The sequence below is a fragment of the Thalassospira sp. UBA1131 genome (assembly GCF_002311515.1).
Classification (GTDB): domain Bacteria; phylum Pseudomonadota; class Alphaproteobacteria; order Rhodospirillales; family Thalassospiraceae; genus Thalassospira.
This window is the reverse complement of the sequence record NZ_DCAO01000067.1, coordinates 11,592-25,881: the sequence shown is the minus strand read 5'-3', so window position 1 is coordinate 25,881 and position 14,290 is coordinate 11,592. Positions and strand designations below refer to the sequence as shown.

Here is a 14,290-nt window from a genome sequence, read left to right as displayed (position 1 = left end):
GCCGATTTGCTCCTCAGCTTGCGGGCGCGCTAAAAATGCGGCTAAAGCGAGAGGGCGTATATGCTCCGTATGTACGACCGCCTCGGTAAAGCCGTGGCGGTTTTTTTGTATCTACGGAAAGGTTGGGATCCATGATCCGGCTCTCGAACGTCCAGAAAACATACGCAGCCCGGCGCGGCAGCGACGAACATGTCGCGCTGCGCGGCATCAATCTTGATATCGCTGCTGGCGAAATCGTCGGCGTTATTGGCCGGTCCGGTGCAGGTAAATCAACCCTGATCCGCTGCATCAACCTGCTAGAAACCCCGACCTCGGGTTCGGTCACGGTTGATGGCACCGATGTCACCACACTTTCCAAACGCGACTTGCCACTGTTCCGCCGCCAGCTCGGCATGGTGTTTCAGCATTTCAACCTTCTGTCGTCGCGGACCGTGTTCGATAATATCGCACTACCGCTTGAGCTTGCCGGTGCCACCAAGGCCGAGATCGCCAAGGCGGTTGATCCGCTATTGCCCCTCGTCGGGCTCGAAGACAAACGTGATCGTTATCCGGCAGAGTTGTCCGGCGGTCAGAAACAGCGTGTCGGCATTGCGCGCGCGCTGTCTTCAAATCCCAAGGTTCTGCTGTGTGACGAGGTGACCTCGGCCCTTGATCCGGAAACCACCCGTCAGATCCTGACCCTCCTTAAGGACATCAACAAACGCCTTGGTCTGACCATGGTGGTGATCACCCACGAAATGGCAGTGGTCAAGGCGCTGTGTGACCGTGTTGCCGTCATGGATGCTGGTGTGATTGTCGAAGAGGGCGCGGTTGAAGGCATCTTTGCTGATCCGAAACACGCCACCACCCAGTCACTTCTGGCTGATGAATTCATGGATTTCCGCGCCGGATCGGATGCGAACAGCACCCCCAAAACCAACACAACCACCAGCGGTACCGCCGCCGGGCAGGAGGGCTAAGTCATGTTTTCAACCCTTGCACCCATTCTGCTTCAGGCAACTGGTGAAACCCTTTATATGGTTGCGGTATCGCTTACGATTGCGACCGCCTTCGGCTTGCCGCTTGGTGTGTTGCTGGCAACTTCTGGCCGGGGCGAGCTGTTTGAAGCCCTCTGGTTCCAGCGCGTTTTTGGCCCGCTGGTCAACGCAACCCGCTCGGTCCCGTTCATCATTCTGGCAGTGGCGATCATTCCGTTCACCCGCTTTGTCGTTGGCACCTCGATTGGCACGTCTGCCGCCATCGTGCCACTGACCGTCGCGGCCATACCGTTCATTGCGCGGATCATCGAAGGTGCCATGCGCGAAGTGGATGGTGGCCTGATCGAGGCGGCCCAGGCCATGGGCGCGCGCCCGGTCCAGGTCGTGACCAAGGTGCTGTTGCCCGAAGCATTGCCGGGCATCATTCATGGTCTGACCCTGACGGCGGTGACGCTGATTGGCTATTCCGCGATGGTCGGTGCGGTTGGTGCCGGCGGGCTTGGTGACCTTGGCATTCGTTATGGCTATCAGCGTTTCCGCCCGGATGTCATGGCCGCCGTCGTCATCACGCTGATTGTCGTCGTGCAGGTCGTGCAAAGCTTTGGCGACTATCTGGCGCGCAAGGCCGACAAGCGAAATATCTGATTAAAATCAGAATGTGAGGATTGCTCACATTATTCAAATTCCCGCACAAACCCAAATGAAATCAAGGAGTTTTACAATGCGGTTTTTCCTTAAACTGACGGCGGCTGCCGTTCTGGCATCGGCCCTCACCGGTCAGGCACTGGCCAACGATGCGATCAAAATCGGCGTTACCCCGGGTGCGCATGAAGAAGTCATGGAAGAAGTCGTCAAGGTCGCAGCCACCAAGGGTCTGGACATCGAACTGGTCAGCTTCTCGGATTATGTTATTCCGAACCAGGCGCTTGATGATGGCGATCTCGATGCCAACAGCTTCCAGCATGTGCCGTATCTTGATAATCAGATCAAGGATCGCGGGTATGAGCTTTCGGTGGTGGGGTATAACATCCTGACCCCGATGGGCATTTATTCCAACAAAATCAAAAGCCTGGATGAGCTGGCAGACGGTGCCGAAGTCGGCATTCCGAACGATCCGACCAATGGCGGTCGTGCGTTGTTGGTGCTGCAGTCCCATGGCCTGATCAAGGTTGATCCGGCAGCGGGCCTTGTGGTCAGCCCGCTTGATATCATCGAAAACCCTAAGAATATCAGCTTTGTAGAGCTTGACGCCGCGCAGCTTCCGCGCTCGCTCGATGATCTGGATGCGTCGGCGATCAACACCAACTACGCGCTCGAAGCCGGTCTGAACCCGATCAAGGATTCGATTGCGATCGAAGGCAATGACAGCCCGTATGCCAATGTTATTGTTACCCAAACCGCGCGTAAGGACGAGCCGTGGGTCAAGACGCTGGTTGAAGCTTACCACGATGATGCGGTCCGTAAATTCATCGAAACCAAGTATGAAGGATCGGTCCTGCCGGTATTCAAACTTCCTGAATAATCATCGCGATTATTCAAAATAATTGAAAAGTCCCGCAGGAAACACGTCCTACGGGACTTTTTTTATGTCCGGGTCAGACCGCACCCAAAATCCAATTGTATGAGGATTTGAGTTGGCCCGGATCAGACATCGGCAAACAGGACATTGTCGGCGGTCAGATCATCCTTGTCGGTATCTTCGATGATCACGCCAAATGTCCATGGATCGCCATTGCTGAAATCGACATAGAGATCATCGCCGGTCTGGGTGGTGTGATCGAGAAAGCTTTCGAAATCCGTGATGCCGGAGCGTTCCTGAAGATCGCTTGTCAGAAGCAGGGTATCGGGATGATTGCCAGTTTCGTCCCGGTCACCGGTTTCAAACCCGACAACCCGGTCACGGCTTGAGGCCTCGGCATCGAAAACAAAGGTGTCATTGCTGCTATTGCCTTCGAGCCAGTCATTGCCGGCCCCGCCTGACAAAAGGTTGTCGCTGAAAGCCGGATTGCCGCCGGGACCAGAACGCAGCGTATCGTGCCCATCGCCGCCATAAAGCGACACGTCGCGGGTTTCGCCCGTCAGCGTGTCGTTTCCCGCCTCACCATACAGGTTTTCGCCAAACAGGGTGTCGTCGCCATCACCGCCGTAAATGGTGTCATTTCCGCGATTGCCGACAAGCCGGTTGTCGCCTTCATCGCCGATGATCAGGTCGCTTTGATTGCTGCCATCGACATTTTCGATGCTGATGAAATGATCGCCGGTGCGGCCTGTGCCGGTCGCAAGATTAATGACCGGTTGCGGGCCATATTCACCGTACGGCGCATCATTGCCCCAGCCGGCGATATAGCTGATGGTGTCAATCCCGTCACCACCATCAAAGATATTGGTGCGGTCCTCGGAAAAGTCGGTGCTGGCCGCGGCATAGAAGGTATCATCGCCGCCCACACCCTGCATGACGTCGCCGTTATCGGTGCGATTGTAGTTTTGGTAGAAGGCGTTGGCACCCTCATCACCGATCAGCACATCGCCCTGGTTTGAACCACGGATATCTTCGATATTGCTGTATCGGTCGCCCTCTGCATCGCCGCCCAACCCGATGCCGGTCGTGAGATTGACGTAAACGCCCTGGCCTGACGGATCTTGCGTAAAGCCGAAGGTGATTTCATCGCGACCGGGGCCGCCATCAATCACATCAGCACCCGATCCGCCATTGAGTTCGTCATTGCCCGGCCCGCCAAACAGCGTATCGTTTCCGGCACTGCCATTGATGTCGTCATGTCCGGCCCCGCCATCAAGCGTGTCATCACCAAACCCCAGCTCAAACAGGTGATCGTTGCCGCCAAGCGCGCGGACATAATCGTCGCCCTCGCGTCCATATATCCTGTCGTCCTGTTCTGTTCCGATAATCGTGTCGTTGCCGTCGGTTCCATAGATGTTGTCAACCATGCCAGACTCCTGCATGAAGTGCCTTTACCCCGGCAATCCAAGGTTGCGTTGGAATTTTGGCGACTTGATGACTGGTTGCCGACGGGCTTGTTCCGTGAGGAAGTGCTGGGCAAATGGCAGAAACAACACAGGCCCGCAATCATGTATTGCGGGCCTGTGTGTTGATCAGATTGAGGCGAGGGTGTCAGGCCACCATCGCGTCGTATTCTTCCTGCTTGTCGCGCCATTTCTGTTCGACCATGGCGAGTTCGTTTTCGATCTGGCCGAGTTCCCGCTGGATGTCGGCGAGTTTTTGGGCGTTGGCGTCTTCGTAGAGCGACGGGTCATGGATTATCGGGGTTTGTACCGATCAATAGCAGCATGCGCCCGCAGTTTTGTGGTCTTCATACTGATCGTGCAGCTTCACCCAATCCATCGTGCCGTTTTCGTTGCGGCCAAAGGGCGTGAGATCAAGAAAGGCATGCGCCCCGATCAGCGGATCGCCCCCACGGCTGTAGGATGAATAGGTGTGGAAAATCTCGTTGGTGTCGGGATCGCGGTAAAACACGCTGATGCCGTGCAAGTCTTCCATCTTGCCGCTATAGGGCGCGAAATTGTAGGTCGTCTTGCCCGCCGCGACATCATCGGGGCGGAAGGAGGCATCAAAATCGTAATTGAAATCGCTGCCATGCGAGGACACCCAGGGGAAATGCCAGTTCATCCGTTTCTTGAAGGGCAGAAATTCCGCCAGCGGGGCACGCGAGACCACCATCAGGGTCACGTCATGATGACGCAGATGCAGATTGGCTCCGTCAAAATGATCGGCAAGGAAGGAACAGCCGTCACAGCCTTCTTTCCAGCCGGGGCCGAACATGAAGTGATAAACGATCATTTGACTGCGACCGTCAAACAGATCGCCGAGCGACTTTTTGCCGGTGGGCGTGTCGAATTCATACTCCTTGTCGACCTTGACCCAGGGCAAGGCACGGCGTTCTTCACACAGACGGTCCCACGCACGCATATGGTCTTTTTCACGTTTCAGGTGCGCCTTGCGGGCTTCGAGCCATTCTGCGCGGGAGACGATTTGGGGACGGGTCATATCGGTTCTCCTTTTCCGTCGGGTTCGTCGGGGGGAATGTTTCCCGTGTGTCGGGCACCGCCAAGATTGACGCAGTGCCCGTGCCTCGTGTTTTTAGTCGATGCGACCAGCCGCACAGGCCGCCGGTTGCAGGGCAGGGTCGATTTCCGTATCGCCGTCCGGGGTGTCATTGGAATCGGCGTCAGATCCTGCATCGGTCTCTGCCTTGGCATTGCGCAAGACGATGACGGTGCCAATCGCAGACAAAACCATCAGAAGCGCACAGATGATTGAAATCACCTGCAAGCCGTCGGAGAAGGCTGTGCGGGCCTGTAACAAGACGTCACCGGCCAAGCCGGACCGGGCGTCAGCCAGCGCATGGACGGCACCACCCAGCGTACTGCGGAGCGCATCAATCGCCCCGGCTGTGAGATTGGCGGGGAGGTCGGTATCAAGCATGGCGTCGCGATACATCGCCGTGCCGACACTGCCCAGAACGGCAATGCCCAATGCCCCGCCCAGCTCGGCACTGGTTTCGGACATGGCCGCAGCCGATCCGGTGCGGTCGGTCGGGGCGGCCGTGACCACCATATCGGTACAGATCATTGCAACCGGTGTGATCCCCAGTGAAAAGATTGCAGCCCCGGTGGCAAGAATATAAAGACTGCCGACCGCGCCGGGCAGGGACAGCAGGCCAAACCCGAACGCGGTCAGGACAAGTGCGCCCGTCATGACCGAGCCGGGGCGAAACCGGCCCAGCAAAACTGGGGCCCCGAGCGATCCGACAATGCCCGAAACGGTGGCGGGTAGCATGGCCATGCCGGCCTGAACTGGCGTCAGGCCGATCACCAGTTGCAGCGACTGGGACAGGAACATGAAATAGGCCATCCCGACAAAGATCGCTGCTGTCTGAATGACAATCGGGACCGAAATCGTCCGTTGGTACAAAAGGCCAAGACCAAGCAGCGGGTCGTCGAGTTTGCGCTGACGGCGGATGAACACCCACATGCCAAGAAGGCCAAGCACGACAGCGGCGAATGCTTCGGTGCCAACGCCATAGGCGGCCATAACCTTCACGCCGTAAATGATTGCAAGGATCGAGGTGAGCGAAAGTGCAGCACTTGGCAGGTCGATCCGCCCGAATTTTTCCGCCCTGTGTTCGGGCAGTAGGACGGGTGCAGCAATCAATAGCAGCACCATCACCGGCACATTAAGCAGGAAGACCGCCCCCCACCAGAAATAGCTTAGCACCAGCCCGCCGAGCAACGGACCGGCCGCCGTGCCGACCATGAAGGTCGTCATCCAGGCGGCAATGGCAAAGGAACGTTCCTTTTCATTAAGAAACATGTTGCGGATCAGCGACAGCGTTGAGGGCATCAACGTTGCCCCGGCAACACCCAGAACCCCGCGCGCGAAAATCAGCATTTCCGATGTATTGGCAAAGGCGGCCAAAACCGATGCCGCCCCGAAACAGGCAGCCCCGATCATCAGAAGCTTGCGCCGCCCGATGCGGTCGCCAAGCGTGCCCATGGTGATCAGCGATCCGGCAATGAAAAAGCCATAGATATCAACAATCCACAGCAACTGGTCACTGGTCGGGTTGAGGCTTGCGGTCAAATGGGGCACGGCAAGATGCAGGACGGTCATGTCCATGGCGATCAAAAGGCAGGGCAGGGCCAGAACCAGAAGGCCGATCCATTCGCGGTGGGTCGCCTTGGTGTCGGTGCCTTGCGCGGCAGTTTTGAGGTGGCTTGGGGCGCTCATGTCTTGTTCCTGTGTTTCCTTGGTGGTGGCGTATGCGTGGCCGCCTTGTATTTTATTGTGTGTTGTTTTGCGGTGCTGTCTGGATGCCCACCCCCCGCCTTCGTGACGGCAGACTTTGCGGGCATGACGGAACCGTGGGTGTTCTTTATGCTCGTCACTCCCGCGCAGGCGGGAGTCTATGGTGCAGCGGTGGTGCTGCGGTGTCCATTCACGGCAATGCTCGGGCCTCAACCGTGATTGAGGTCAAGGGCTTTATGAGGCCGCCGCGAAGAGGGTTTCGAGTTTGTCCAGTGCGCTGTTCCAGCCGCCATTGTGACCGTCGCGGGCGGCCTCGTCGGCGAATTGTTCGTGATGCAGGACAAGGATGGTGGCCTTGCCGTTATCATCCGGCGCAAAGGTCAGTGTGACGTGCGATTTGCGTTCTGGCATGGTGATCCATTGCCAGCTAAAGGACAGCTTTTGGTCCATTTCGACCGCGTCATAGGTGCCGCTGACATCGTGAATTTCACCATCGGGTCCGGGTTCCTTGAAGCGGATGCGAAACGTGCCGCCGACACGGGCATCAATGGTGGCGTCCAGCGTCTGGCACTCATGCGGTCCCCACCATTGCGCAAGTTTTTGCGGATCGGTCCAGGCGGCAAAGACCATTGCGGGCGGGGCGGCAATACGCCGCCGGATGGTCAGACTTGGTTTTTCGTCTTGCGGGGATGTTTGCTTTCGCGGGGGCTGTTGCGGTTGCGGTTGCATTACCGGTCCTCCTGATCCTGCGGGGCGTCGGGATGTGTCGATGTCTCGTTCTTTGCCGCGTTCTCGACAAAGGCGGCCAGCCGATCAAGCCGATCCGTCCAGAACCGTTCATAGCGCTTCAGCCATTCCATGGCGTGCGCCATCTTTTCGGGTTGAAGTCGGACGCGCACTGTGCGCCCGGTTTTTTGCCGGGCAATCAGCCCGGCCCCGGACAGCACATTGAGATGCTTCATCACCGCAGGCAATGACACATCAAACGGCTCTGCCAGTTCGCTGACCGAAAGCGCGTCTTCGTCTTGCTCCAGCCGGGCAAGGAGGGCCCGGCGCGTCGGATCGGCGAGGGCGGCAAAAATGTCGTTCAGTTCGGCTTCTTGATACTTAACCATGAGGTTAAGTATTGAAGAAAAAATCGGCTGAGTCAATCATGGGTTGTTTGCGGCGGGATAAAAACATATCGCTCCTGACAAGCTGGTGTCAGGAGAAGTGTGGGACCAGGTTTTTCAGGCAGGCGGGAAGGGAGCGTTGCGCCGTAATCGGAGAGGTCATCGGGCGGGCGCGTATGGCATAGATGGATTTCCGCTTGCGCGGGAATGACGGGCTTTCAAGGCGCGGGGAATAGGTGGGCGGTGGTGGCTTACGCCACCATCGCGTCATATTCTTCCAGCTTGTCGAGCCATTTCTGTTCGACCATGGCAAGTTCGTTTTCGATCTGGCCGAGTTCCTTTTGGATGTCGGCCAGTTTTTGGGCGTTGGCGTCTTCGTAAAGGGTCGGGTCGGCCATTTTTTCTTCGATGCCGGCTTTGCGTTCGGAAAGCTTTTCCATCTGCTTTTCAAGCTTCTCGACTTCGCGCTTGATCGGGGCAGCTACTTTGCGTTTTTCAGCCGCCTGCTGGCGTTCGGCCTTGCGGTCGCGTTTGGCGGGTTTGCCGTTGCCGTTACCGTCTTCGCCGCCGTTCTTGTTGGCGCGGCGTTCCATACGCGCACGATCGAGAAGATACTGGCGGTATTCGGCAACGTCGCCGTCAAAGGATGTGACCGTGCCATCCGCCACCAGAACCAGACGATCCGCGCAGGCTTCGATCAGATAGGGATCGTGGCTGATGATGATGACGGCACCTTCATAGGCGTTGAGCGCATGGTTGAGCGCATCGCGGCTGTCGATATCAAGGTGGTTGGTCGGCTCATCGAGGATGAGCATATGCGGGGCATCAAGCGTCATCAGCGCAAACAGCAGGCGCGCCTTTTCCCCACCCGAGAGGTCCTTGACCTTGGTGTCGCCCTTGGCACCTTCGAAGGCAAAACGGCCGAGCTGGGCACGGACCTTGTGTTCGATGACATCGGGCATCAGGGATGCCATATGCTGATAAGGCGTTTCATCACCGCGCAGTTCGTCGGTCTGGTGCTGGGCGAAATAGCCGATGCGCAATTTGTTCGACGCGTGCTTTTCACCTGACATCAGTTGCAAGCGATCGGCCAGAAGCTTTGCCAGGGTCGATTTACCGTTACCATTGGCGCCCAGAAGGGCAATGCGGTCATCCATATCAATGCGCAGGCTGATATTGCGCAGGATCGGTTTGCCTTCTTCGTAGCCGACATCGCCGTCATGGATGTTGATCAGGGGTGGCGGCAGTTCCTTGGGGCTTGGGAAGTCAAAGGAGATGCCGCGATCCTCGACCACCGGGATGGCCGGGCCCATTTTTTCAAGCATTTTGACACGGCTTTGCGCCTGCTTGGCCTTGCTGGCCTTGGCACGGAAGCGGTCGATGAAGGATTGCAGATGCTTTTGCTGGGCGATCTGTTTTTCATAATGCTTGGAGGCCAGTTCCATCTGTTCGCGGCGCGTCTTGGCGAATTTATCGTAGTTGCCGCCATAAAGTGTCACCGTGCCGTCATGCAGATGGGCAATCGATTTGACCACCCGGTTCAGAAGATCGCGATCGTGACTGATCAGGATGATCGTGCCGGGATAGTTGATCAGATAGTTTTCAAGCCAGATGGTGGCTTCAAGATCAAGGTGGTTGGTCGGCTCGTCAAGCAGCAGCAGATCCGGGCGCAGGAAAAGGGTGGCCGCCAAGGCCACACGCATGCGCCAGCCGCCCGAGAAATCATCACAGGGGCGTTGCTGCGCATCGCCGTCAAAACCAAGGCCGGACAAAATGGCGGCAGCACGCGCCTCGGCGGTATGGGCTTCGATGTCGGCCAGGCGTGTATGGACCTCGGCAATGCGGTGCGGGTCGGTGGTGGTTTCGGCCTCTGCCAGCAAATCGGCGCGTTCGGTATCAGCCGCCAGCACGGTTTCAAGCAGGGATCGCGAACCTGCCGGGGCTTCTTGCGATACCACACCCATGCGGGCCCGCTTGGAGAGGACAATATCGCCGCCATCGCCGGGCAGGTCGCCCGAGATCAGTTTGAGAAGGGTCGATTTCCCCGCACCGTTGCGCCCGATCAGGCCGACCTTGTGGCCATCAGGGATGGTCAGCGATACCCGGTCAAGAATGACACGTCCGCCAATGCGATAGGTGAGGTCGGTAATTTGCAGCATTTTGGGTTGGTCTCTTGAACTGGTTTGCGGGCGCTTTGGGCGCAGTTTAGGGGGAATCGCAAGGATTTCTGTGCTTTCAATAGGGCAGGAGCGTGTTTGACGCAAGGATTCTTCAAATTGTCATGGCCAGTGTGATTTCGATGACAGATCCGGGCAAAACCGGCGCTAAATCGCAGTTTCATGCCTTTTGGGGGCGTTTTGCAGGCGAAACGGGTGAATGCAACGGCTGCAGGTCTGGTTTGCAGCGGTAGAACTATGTGTTGCGTTGCGATCCAACCCCGTTTATATAGCGCCAACCTTCGGGTCTGTGGATGATAAGGGCGGTCTTTGGTACCGCCTTTATCTTCCGCAGGCCCTTTGTACTCGGGGGGCTTCTTGGGGGCCCTCTTTGGGGGTAACGAATTTTTACAAAGCTTAGGTGAAACCAATGGCTGTCGAACGCACTCTTTCGATCATCAAGCCGGACGCAACGCGCCGCAACCTGACTGGCAAAATCAATGCCGTCATCGAAGAAGCTGGCCTGCGCATTGTCGCACAGAAGCGCGTCGCTTTGACCCGCGCTCAGGCTGAAGGTTTCTATGCAGTTCACAAAGAACGTTCGTTCTTTGGCGAGCTGGTAGACTTCATGGTCTCTGGCCCGGTTGTTGTCCAGGTTCTCGAAGGCGAAGATGCCGTCGTTAAGTACCGCGAAGTAATGGGCGCAACCAACCCGGCGAATGCCGAGGAAGGCACCATCCGCAAACAGTTTGCAGAATCCATCGAAGCGAACTCGGTCCACGGTTCGGACTCGCTCGAAAACGCTGCAATCGAAATTGCATATTTCTTCGCTCAGACCGAAATCGTCGGCTAAGCCAAGAATACCGAATTACCGGTTCTTCCGGCATGAAACGCCCCGCAATCCGCGGGGCGTTTTTTGTTGGCAAATTAGGAAATCTATTGGGTCAGTCGATCAGGAATGCGGCCATCAGCAGCAGGAGAACCCCGATCGAGATCACGCTCCAGAGCATGAATTTTGTCCAGTGGTGCCAGCCTTCCTCGTGGTGGTGCACCAGGCCTTCGTCGTAATCGCTTCCTTGCATTGTTTCCTCCCTGTTGTTGGGACCATTGTTTGGTTTGCTGTTATCACGCAAGACAACAAGGCGATGGTAGCGCAAATCAACTCAGGGGTGAATTGCTTTGATGTTGTTGACTGTTTTCATCTGTTCAACCGGATGGACAAGGTGGTGTCGCGTGTGGCAGTATTTGCGCATGGAAAACGTTGTGACCCAGAAATCGGTACGAATTTTTACCGCCTCTCATAGAGTGGCGGGGTAGCGACGTTTTGACCAAATGAGACCCACCCGCCGGCGAGGCGGGTTTTTTTGTGGCTGTCTCCCGGCCAGACCAGCGATGTGCAATCCGGGAGATGACAATGACCAAGCCCTTATCAGCGTTACAACCACGTGATCGATCCTTGATGCCGCAAGACGGTGCCAAGGTCGGCACCCTTCATTTGCTGTGTGGCAAGATTGCCGCGGGTAAATCAACCCTTGCCGCAGAACTGGCGCGCAAGCCCGACACGGTTCTGATTGCCGAGGATGAATGGCTCTCGACGCTTTTTGGTGATCAGATGTGCTCGGTTGCGGATTATGTCCGGCTATCGGACAAATTGCGCAGCGTGATGGGGCCGCATGTGGCGATGGTGCTGCGTGCGGGTGTTTCGGTGGTGCTGGATTTTCCGGCCAATACAGTCGGCCTCAGGCGGTGGATGCGGGGCATCCTTGAGGATGCCGGGGCCGATCATGTGTTGCATTATCTCGATCTGGCAGATGATGTCTGTATCAACCGTCTTCGGGTGCGCAACCGGGCCGGAAGCCATCAGTTCGCCGCCAGTGATGCCCAGTTCCATCAGATCAATGCGGCCTTTGTCCCGCCAGGCGTCGACGAGGGGTTTAATATCGTGCGCTATGAGACAGATACGCTTTGAGCATAAAAAAAGCTGCCGGAAAACGGCAGCTTTTAGTTTTTCGCAACAGGCAAATCACAGAAGGAAAATTGCCATCAACACCAGAAGGGCAATGATCGAGATGGTGCCCCATTTCACGAAGTTGGTGTAGCCGTGATAGATGCTGACATGGGTTTCAGTCAGTTCGTAATCGTTACCCTGCAAATTTGCCTCCTTGGATTGGATATTTTGGGATTGTTCAAATGTATATCCACGAAGTTGATGCAGTGCAAGATGCAGATTAACCATAGATGTTAGACATTTGACCGACTTCACATCTGTTGTGGTTCACCTTTGATCCCAAGGGGTTACTGGATGCTTGATTTGCAGCCATAGGGCAGGAAGGTGCCCGATAGCCCGTGGCTCATCATCGCGAATGACATCTTGTTGGCATAGTCGAGTTCCGTCTTGGATTTCGGGCAGGCATAGGCGCGGCCGGCACAGCCATTTTCGATATAGTCTTCTTCGGCCTTGGCAAATTCTGGGCTGAGTGCGCCGCGCGGAATTTCATCAAGCATTTCGTCCCGGGTTTCCTGATAGACGGCGCATTTTTGCGCCCGCCAGGACTTTTCACCCGTTTGCATATCGGCCTTGTAAGACTCCAGTTCTGGATCGGAATCCGCCAGTGCAGGAGTGTTGAGCGTGGCCAAAAGGGTGGCGGCGATGAGAAGTCCGGGGATGATGCGCGTCATGATATCGGTGTTCCGTGGCGGTGGTGGCATTCGTTGATCCCATAACAGCATCAGAATGCGCAAAGATTATGACCCCGGTTTGCGGATCTGGCAGCAGGCCAAGAAAAAGGCGAGGCACATGATTATGCCCCGCCATTTATGCGTTCAGAAACCTGCGCAACCAGCGCCAAAGGTTCTTTCATCCTGGCTCGAGCGCCGGGTTGATTTCAGCGAAATCGGCTTGCGGCGCGTCGGCCACCGTTACGATACCCTTGGCATCGACCGAAACCCGGCCTTCGGCGATCCAGCGGATGACCTGCGGGTAAATGCGGTGTTCCTGTTTGAGGATGCGTTGCGCCAGTTTGCCTGCATCATCGCCGGGCAGGACCGGAACGACGGCCTGGGCGATGATCGGGCCGCTATCGACTTCGGGGACGACGTAATGCACGGTGCAACCAGCAAACTTCACCCCGGCATCAATGGCGGCCTGATGCACACCAAGACCCTTGAAGCTTGGCAGAAGCGACGGGTGGATGTTGATCAGTTTATCTTTCCAGCGCGCGGTAAAGCTTTCACTGACCAGACGCAGGTAACCGGCCAAAACGACAAGGTCGGCACCGCTTTCTTCGATCAGGGTGCTGACGGCATTGTCATAGGCCTCGCGCCCGCCGGGATAACCCTTGTGCGAGATCGCCTCCGACCGGATGCCAGCCTTGCGGCCGCGTTCAAGCCCGCCTGCATCAAGCTGGTTGGAAAAGACCAGCACGATTTCGGCCGGGTAGTCGGGCGCATTACAGGCATCGATGATGGCTTGCAGGTTGGACCCGCCGCCTGAAATCAGAACGGCGAGCTTCAACTTGGTTACTTTTCCCATGAACGGGCCATGTTTTTGATCACGACCTGCGGGCCATCGCCAGCACGCGGGCCGATGACACCGATCTGGCTGACGGTTTCGCCGTTTTCGCGCAGGATGGCTTCGGCTTCATCAGCTTTGTCGGCCGGAACAACAACGCACATGCCAATACCGCAGTTAAAGGTACGTGCCATTTCGGTGGCCGGAATGCCGCCCTGCTTGGCGAGCCATTTAAACACCGGAAGATATTCCCAGGTGCTGGCATCAAACACAGCGGTCAGGTTTTCGGGCAGAACGCGCGGGACGTTTTCGGTCAGGCCACCACCGGTGATGTGGGCAAGCGCCTTGACCAAGCCAGCCTTGTGCGCCGCCAGGCAGCTTTTGACATAAACCTTGGTCGGTTCAAGCAGGGCTTCGCCAACGGTTTTGCCCGGTGCGAACGGTGCCGGATCGGCGTAGCCAAGGCCCGCCATATCGACGACCTTGCGCACCAGCGAATAGCCGTTGGAATGAACGCCACTTGACGCGAGGCCAAGGATAACGTCGCCCTCGGCAACGTTGGAGCCATCAAGCAGTTCGCCGCGTTCGGCCGCACCAACCGCAAAACCGGCCAGATCATATTCACCGTCAGCATACATGCCCGGCATTTCGGCGGTTTCACCACCGATCAGCGCACAGCCTGCCTGTTTGCAGCCCTCGGCAATGCCGGCAACGACACTTGCGGCGTTATCGACCGACAGCTTGCCGGT

Annotated in this window: 15 protein-coding genes and 1 pseudogene; 5 read left to right on the top strand and 11 right to left on the bottom strand. The window is 56.9% G+C overall.

Annotated elements, in window-relative coordinates:
- Positions 1 to 131 precede the first annotated feature (131 nt).
- The 3 genes and pseudogenes from B3Z49_RS10620 to B3Z49_RS10610 form a co-directional block, all read left to right on the top strand.
- A pseudogene (locus tag B3Z49_RS10620) lies at positions 132 to 860 on the top strand (methionine ABC transporter ATP-binding protein); the annotation flags it as partial.
- Between the two features lie 102 nt (positions 861 to 962).
- Entirely contained in the window at positions 963 to 1,622 is a 660-nt protein-coding gene (locus B3Z49_RS10615; protein ID WP_008891244.1) for a methionine ABC transporter permease, read from the top strand.
- Between the two features lie 76 nt (positions 1,623 to 1,698).
- The gene (locus tag B3Z49_RS10610) at positions 1,699 to 2,499 is read left to right on the top strand and encodes a MetQ/NlpA family ABC transporter substrate-binding protein (protein ID WP_296990674.1); all 801 of its coding nucleotides are present in this window, start codon (positions 1,699 to 1,701) and stop codon (positions 2,497 to 2,499) included.
- 122 nt (positions 2,500 to 2,621) lie between these two features.
- Here the strand turns inward: B3Z49_RS10610 and B3Z49_RS10605 are convergent, their stop codons facing one another.
- From B3Z49_RS10605 to B3Z49_RS10580, 6 genes are all read right to left on the bottom strand, one after another.
- Entirely contained in the window at positions 2,622 to 3,923 is a 1,302-nt protein-coding gene (locus B3Z49_RS10605) for a calcium-binding protein (protein ID WP_296990672.1), read from the bottom strand.
- Between the two features lie 349 nt (positions 3,924 to 4,272).
- Positions 4,273 to 5,001 (bottom strand): DUF899 domain-containing protein, encoded by a 729-nt coding sequence (locus B3Z49_RS10600; RefSeq protein WP_296990669.1) that lies wholly within the window; start codon positions 4,999 to 5,001, stop codon positions 4,273 to 4,275.
- Between the two features lie 93 nt (positions 5,002 to 5,094).
- Complete coding sequence (locus B3Z49_RS10595) at positions 5,095 to 6,744, bottom strand: MFS transporter (protein ID WP_296990667.1); 1,650 nt, start codon at positions 6,742 to 6,744, stop codon at positions 5,095 to 5,097.
- 252 nt (positions 6,745 to 6,996) lie between these two features.
- Complete coding sequence (locus B3Z49_RS10590) at positions 6,997 to 7,491, bottom strand: SRPBCC family protein (RefSeq protein WP_296990665.1); 495 nt, start codon at positions 7,489 to 7,491, stop codon at positions 6,997 to 6,999.
- Positions 7,491 to 7,877, bottom strand: coding sequence for an ArsR/SmtB family transcription factor (locus B3Z49_RS10585; RefSeq protein WP_296990663.1), 387 nt, complete (start codon positions 7,875 to 7,877; stop codon positions 7,491 to 7,493). Before B3Z49_RS10585 ends, B3Z49_RS10590 begins: the two co-directional genes overlap by 1 nt.
- Positions 7,878 to 8,125: 248 nt before the next feature.
- Entirely contained in the window at positions 8,126 to 10,033 is a 1,908-nt protein-coding gene (locus B3Z49_RS10580; protein ID WP_296990661.1) for an ABC-F family ATP-binding cassette domain-containing protein, read from the bottom strand.
- Positions 10,034 to 10,460: 427 nt separating this feature from the next.
- Between B3Z49_RS10580 and ndk the strand changes: the two genes are divergently transcribed.
- On the top strand, positions 10,461 to 10,883 hold the full coding sequence (ndk, locus tag B3Z49_RS10575; protein ID WP_008891250.1) for a nucleoside-diphosphate kinase: 423 nt from the start codon (positions 10,461 to 10,463) through the stop codon (positions 10,881 to 10,883).
- A gap of 91 nt (positions 10,884 to 10,974) precedes the next feature.
- On the opposite strand, the gene B3Z49_RS10570 is transcribed toward ndk, so the two are convergent.
- Positions 10,975 to 11,112, bottom strand: coding sequence for an aa3-type cytochrome c oxidase subunit IV (locus tag B3Z49_RS10570; protein WP_114129841.1), 138 nt, complete (start codon positions 11,110 to 11,112; stop codon positions 10,975 to 10,977).
- Between the two features lie 332 nt (positions 11,113 to 11,444).
- On the opposite strand from B3Z49_RS10570, the gene B3Z49_RS10565 reads away from it, so the two are divergent.
- A complete protein-coding gene (locus B3Z49_RS10565) occupies positions 11,445 to 11,999 on the top strand; it encodes an AAA family ATPase (RefSeq protein WP_296990657.1) in 555 nt (184 codons plus the stop codon).
- A 54-nt stretch (positions 12,000 to 12,053) separates the two neighbouring features.
- Here the strand turns inward: B3Z49_RS10565 and B3Z49_RS10560 are convergent, their stop codons facing one another.
- From B3Z49_RS10560 to purM, 4 genes are all read right to left on the bottom strand, one after another.
- Positions 12,054 to 12,182, bottom strand: coding sequence for an aa3-type cytochrome c oxidase subunit IV (locus B3Z49_RS10560; protein WP_197145299.1), 129 nt, complete (start codon positions 12,180 to 12,182; stop codon positions 12,054 to 12,056).
- Between the two features lie 143 nt (positions 12,183 to 12,325).
- Positions 12,326 to 12,709 carry a hypothetical protein gene (locus B3Z49_RS10555; protein WP_296990654.1) on the bottom strand — a complete coding sequence of 128 codons (384 nt, stop codon included), beginning with the start codon at positions 12,707 to 12,709 and terminating at the stop codon, positions 12,326 to 12,328.
- Positions 12,710 to 12,887: 178 nt separating this feature from the next.
- On the bottom strand, positions 12,888 to 13,562 hold the full coding sequence (purN, locus tag B3Z49_RS10550; RefSeq protein WP_296990653.1) for a phosphoribosylglycinamide formyltransferase: 675 nt from the start codon (positions 13,560 to 13,562) through the stop codon (positions 12,888 to 12,890).
- A partial coding sequence (purM, locus tag B3Z49_RS10545; RefSeq protein ID WP_296990650.1) for a phosphoribosylformylglycinamidine cyclo-ligase occupies positions 13,550 to 14,290 on the bottom strand: 741 nt, incomplete at its 5' end. The genes purN and purM, both read right to left, overlap by 13 nt.

Excerpts from the sequence above, each read along its gene's own strand:
- B3Z49_RS10595 (WP_296990667.1), bottom strand. The coding sequence starts at position 6,744 with ATGAGCGCCCCAAGCCACCTCAAAACTGCCGCGCAAGGCACCGACACC.
- B3Z49_RS10580 (WP_296990661.1), bottom strand. The coding sequence starts at position 10,033 with ATGCTGCAAATTACCGACCTCACCTATCGCATTGGCGGACGTGTCATT.
- ndk (WP_008891250.1), top strand. The coding sequence starts at position 10,461 with ATGGCTGTCGAACGCACTCTTTCGATCATCAAGCCGGACGCAACGCGC.
- B3Z49_RS10600 (WP_296990669.1), bottom strand. The coding sequence starts at position 5,001 with ATGACCCGTCCCCAAATCGTCTCCCGCGCAGAATGGCTCGAAGCCCGC.
- B3Z49_RS10610 (WP_296990674.1), top strand. The coding sequence starts at position 1,699 with ATGCGGTTTTTCCTTAAACTGACGGCGGCTGCCGTTCTGGCATCGGCC.
- B3Z49_RS10590 (WP_296990665.1), bottom strand. The coding sequence starts at position 7,491 with ATGCAACCGCAACCGCAACAGCCCCCGCGAAAGCAAACATCCCCGCAA.
- B3Z49_RS10605 (WP_296990672.1), bottom strand. The coding sequence starts at position 3,923 with ATGGTTGACAACATCTATGGAACCGACGGCAACGACACGATTATCGGA.
- B3Z49_RS10615 (WP_008891244.1), top strand. The coding sequence starts at position 963 with ATGTTTTCAACCCTTGCACCCATTCTGCTTCAGGCAACTGGTGAAACC.
- purN (WP_296990653.1), bottom strand. The coding sequence starts at position 13,562 with ATGGGAAAAGTAACCAAGTTGAAGCTCGCCGTTCTGATTTCAGGCGGC.
- B3Z49_RS10555 (WP_296990654.1), bottom strand. The coding sequence starts at position 12,709 with ATGACGCGCATCATCCCCGGACTTCTCATCGCCGCCACCCTTTTGGCC.
- B3Z49_RS10565 (WP_296990657.1), top strand. The coding sequence starts at position 11,445 with ATGACCAAGCCCTTATCAGCGTTACAACCACGTGATCGATCCTTGATG.
- B3Z49_RS10585 (WP_296990663.1), bottom strand. The coding sequence starts at position 7,877 with ATGGTTAAGTATCAAGAAGCCGAACTGAACGACATTTTTGCCGCCCTC.
- B3Z49_RS10570 (WP_114129841.1), bottom strand. The coding sequence starts at position 11,112 with ATGCAAGGAAGCGATTACGACGAAGGCCTGGTGCACCACCACGAGGAA.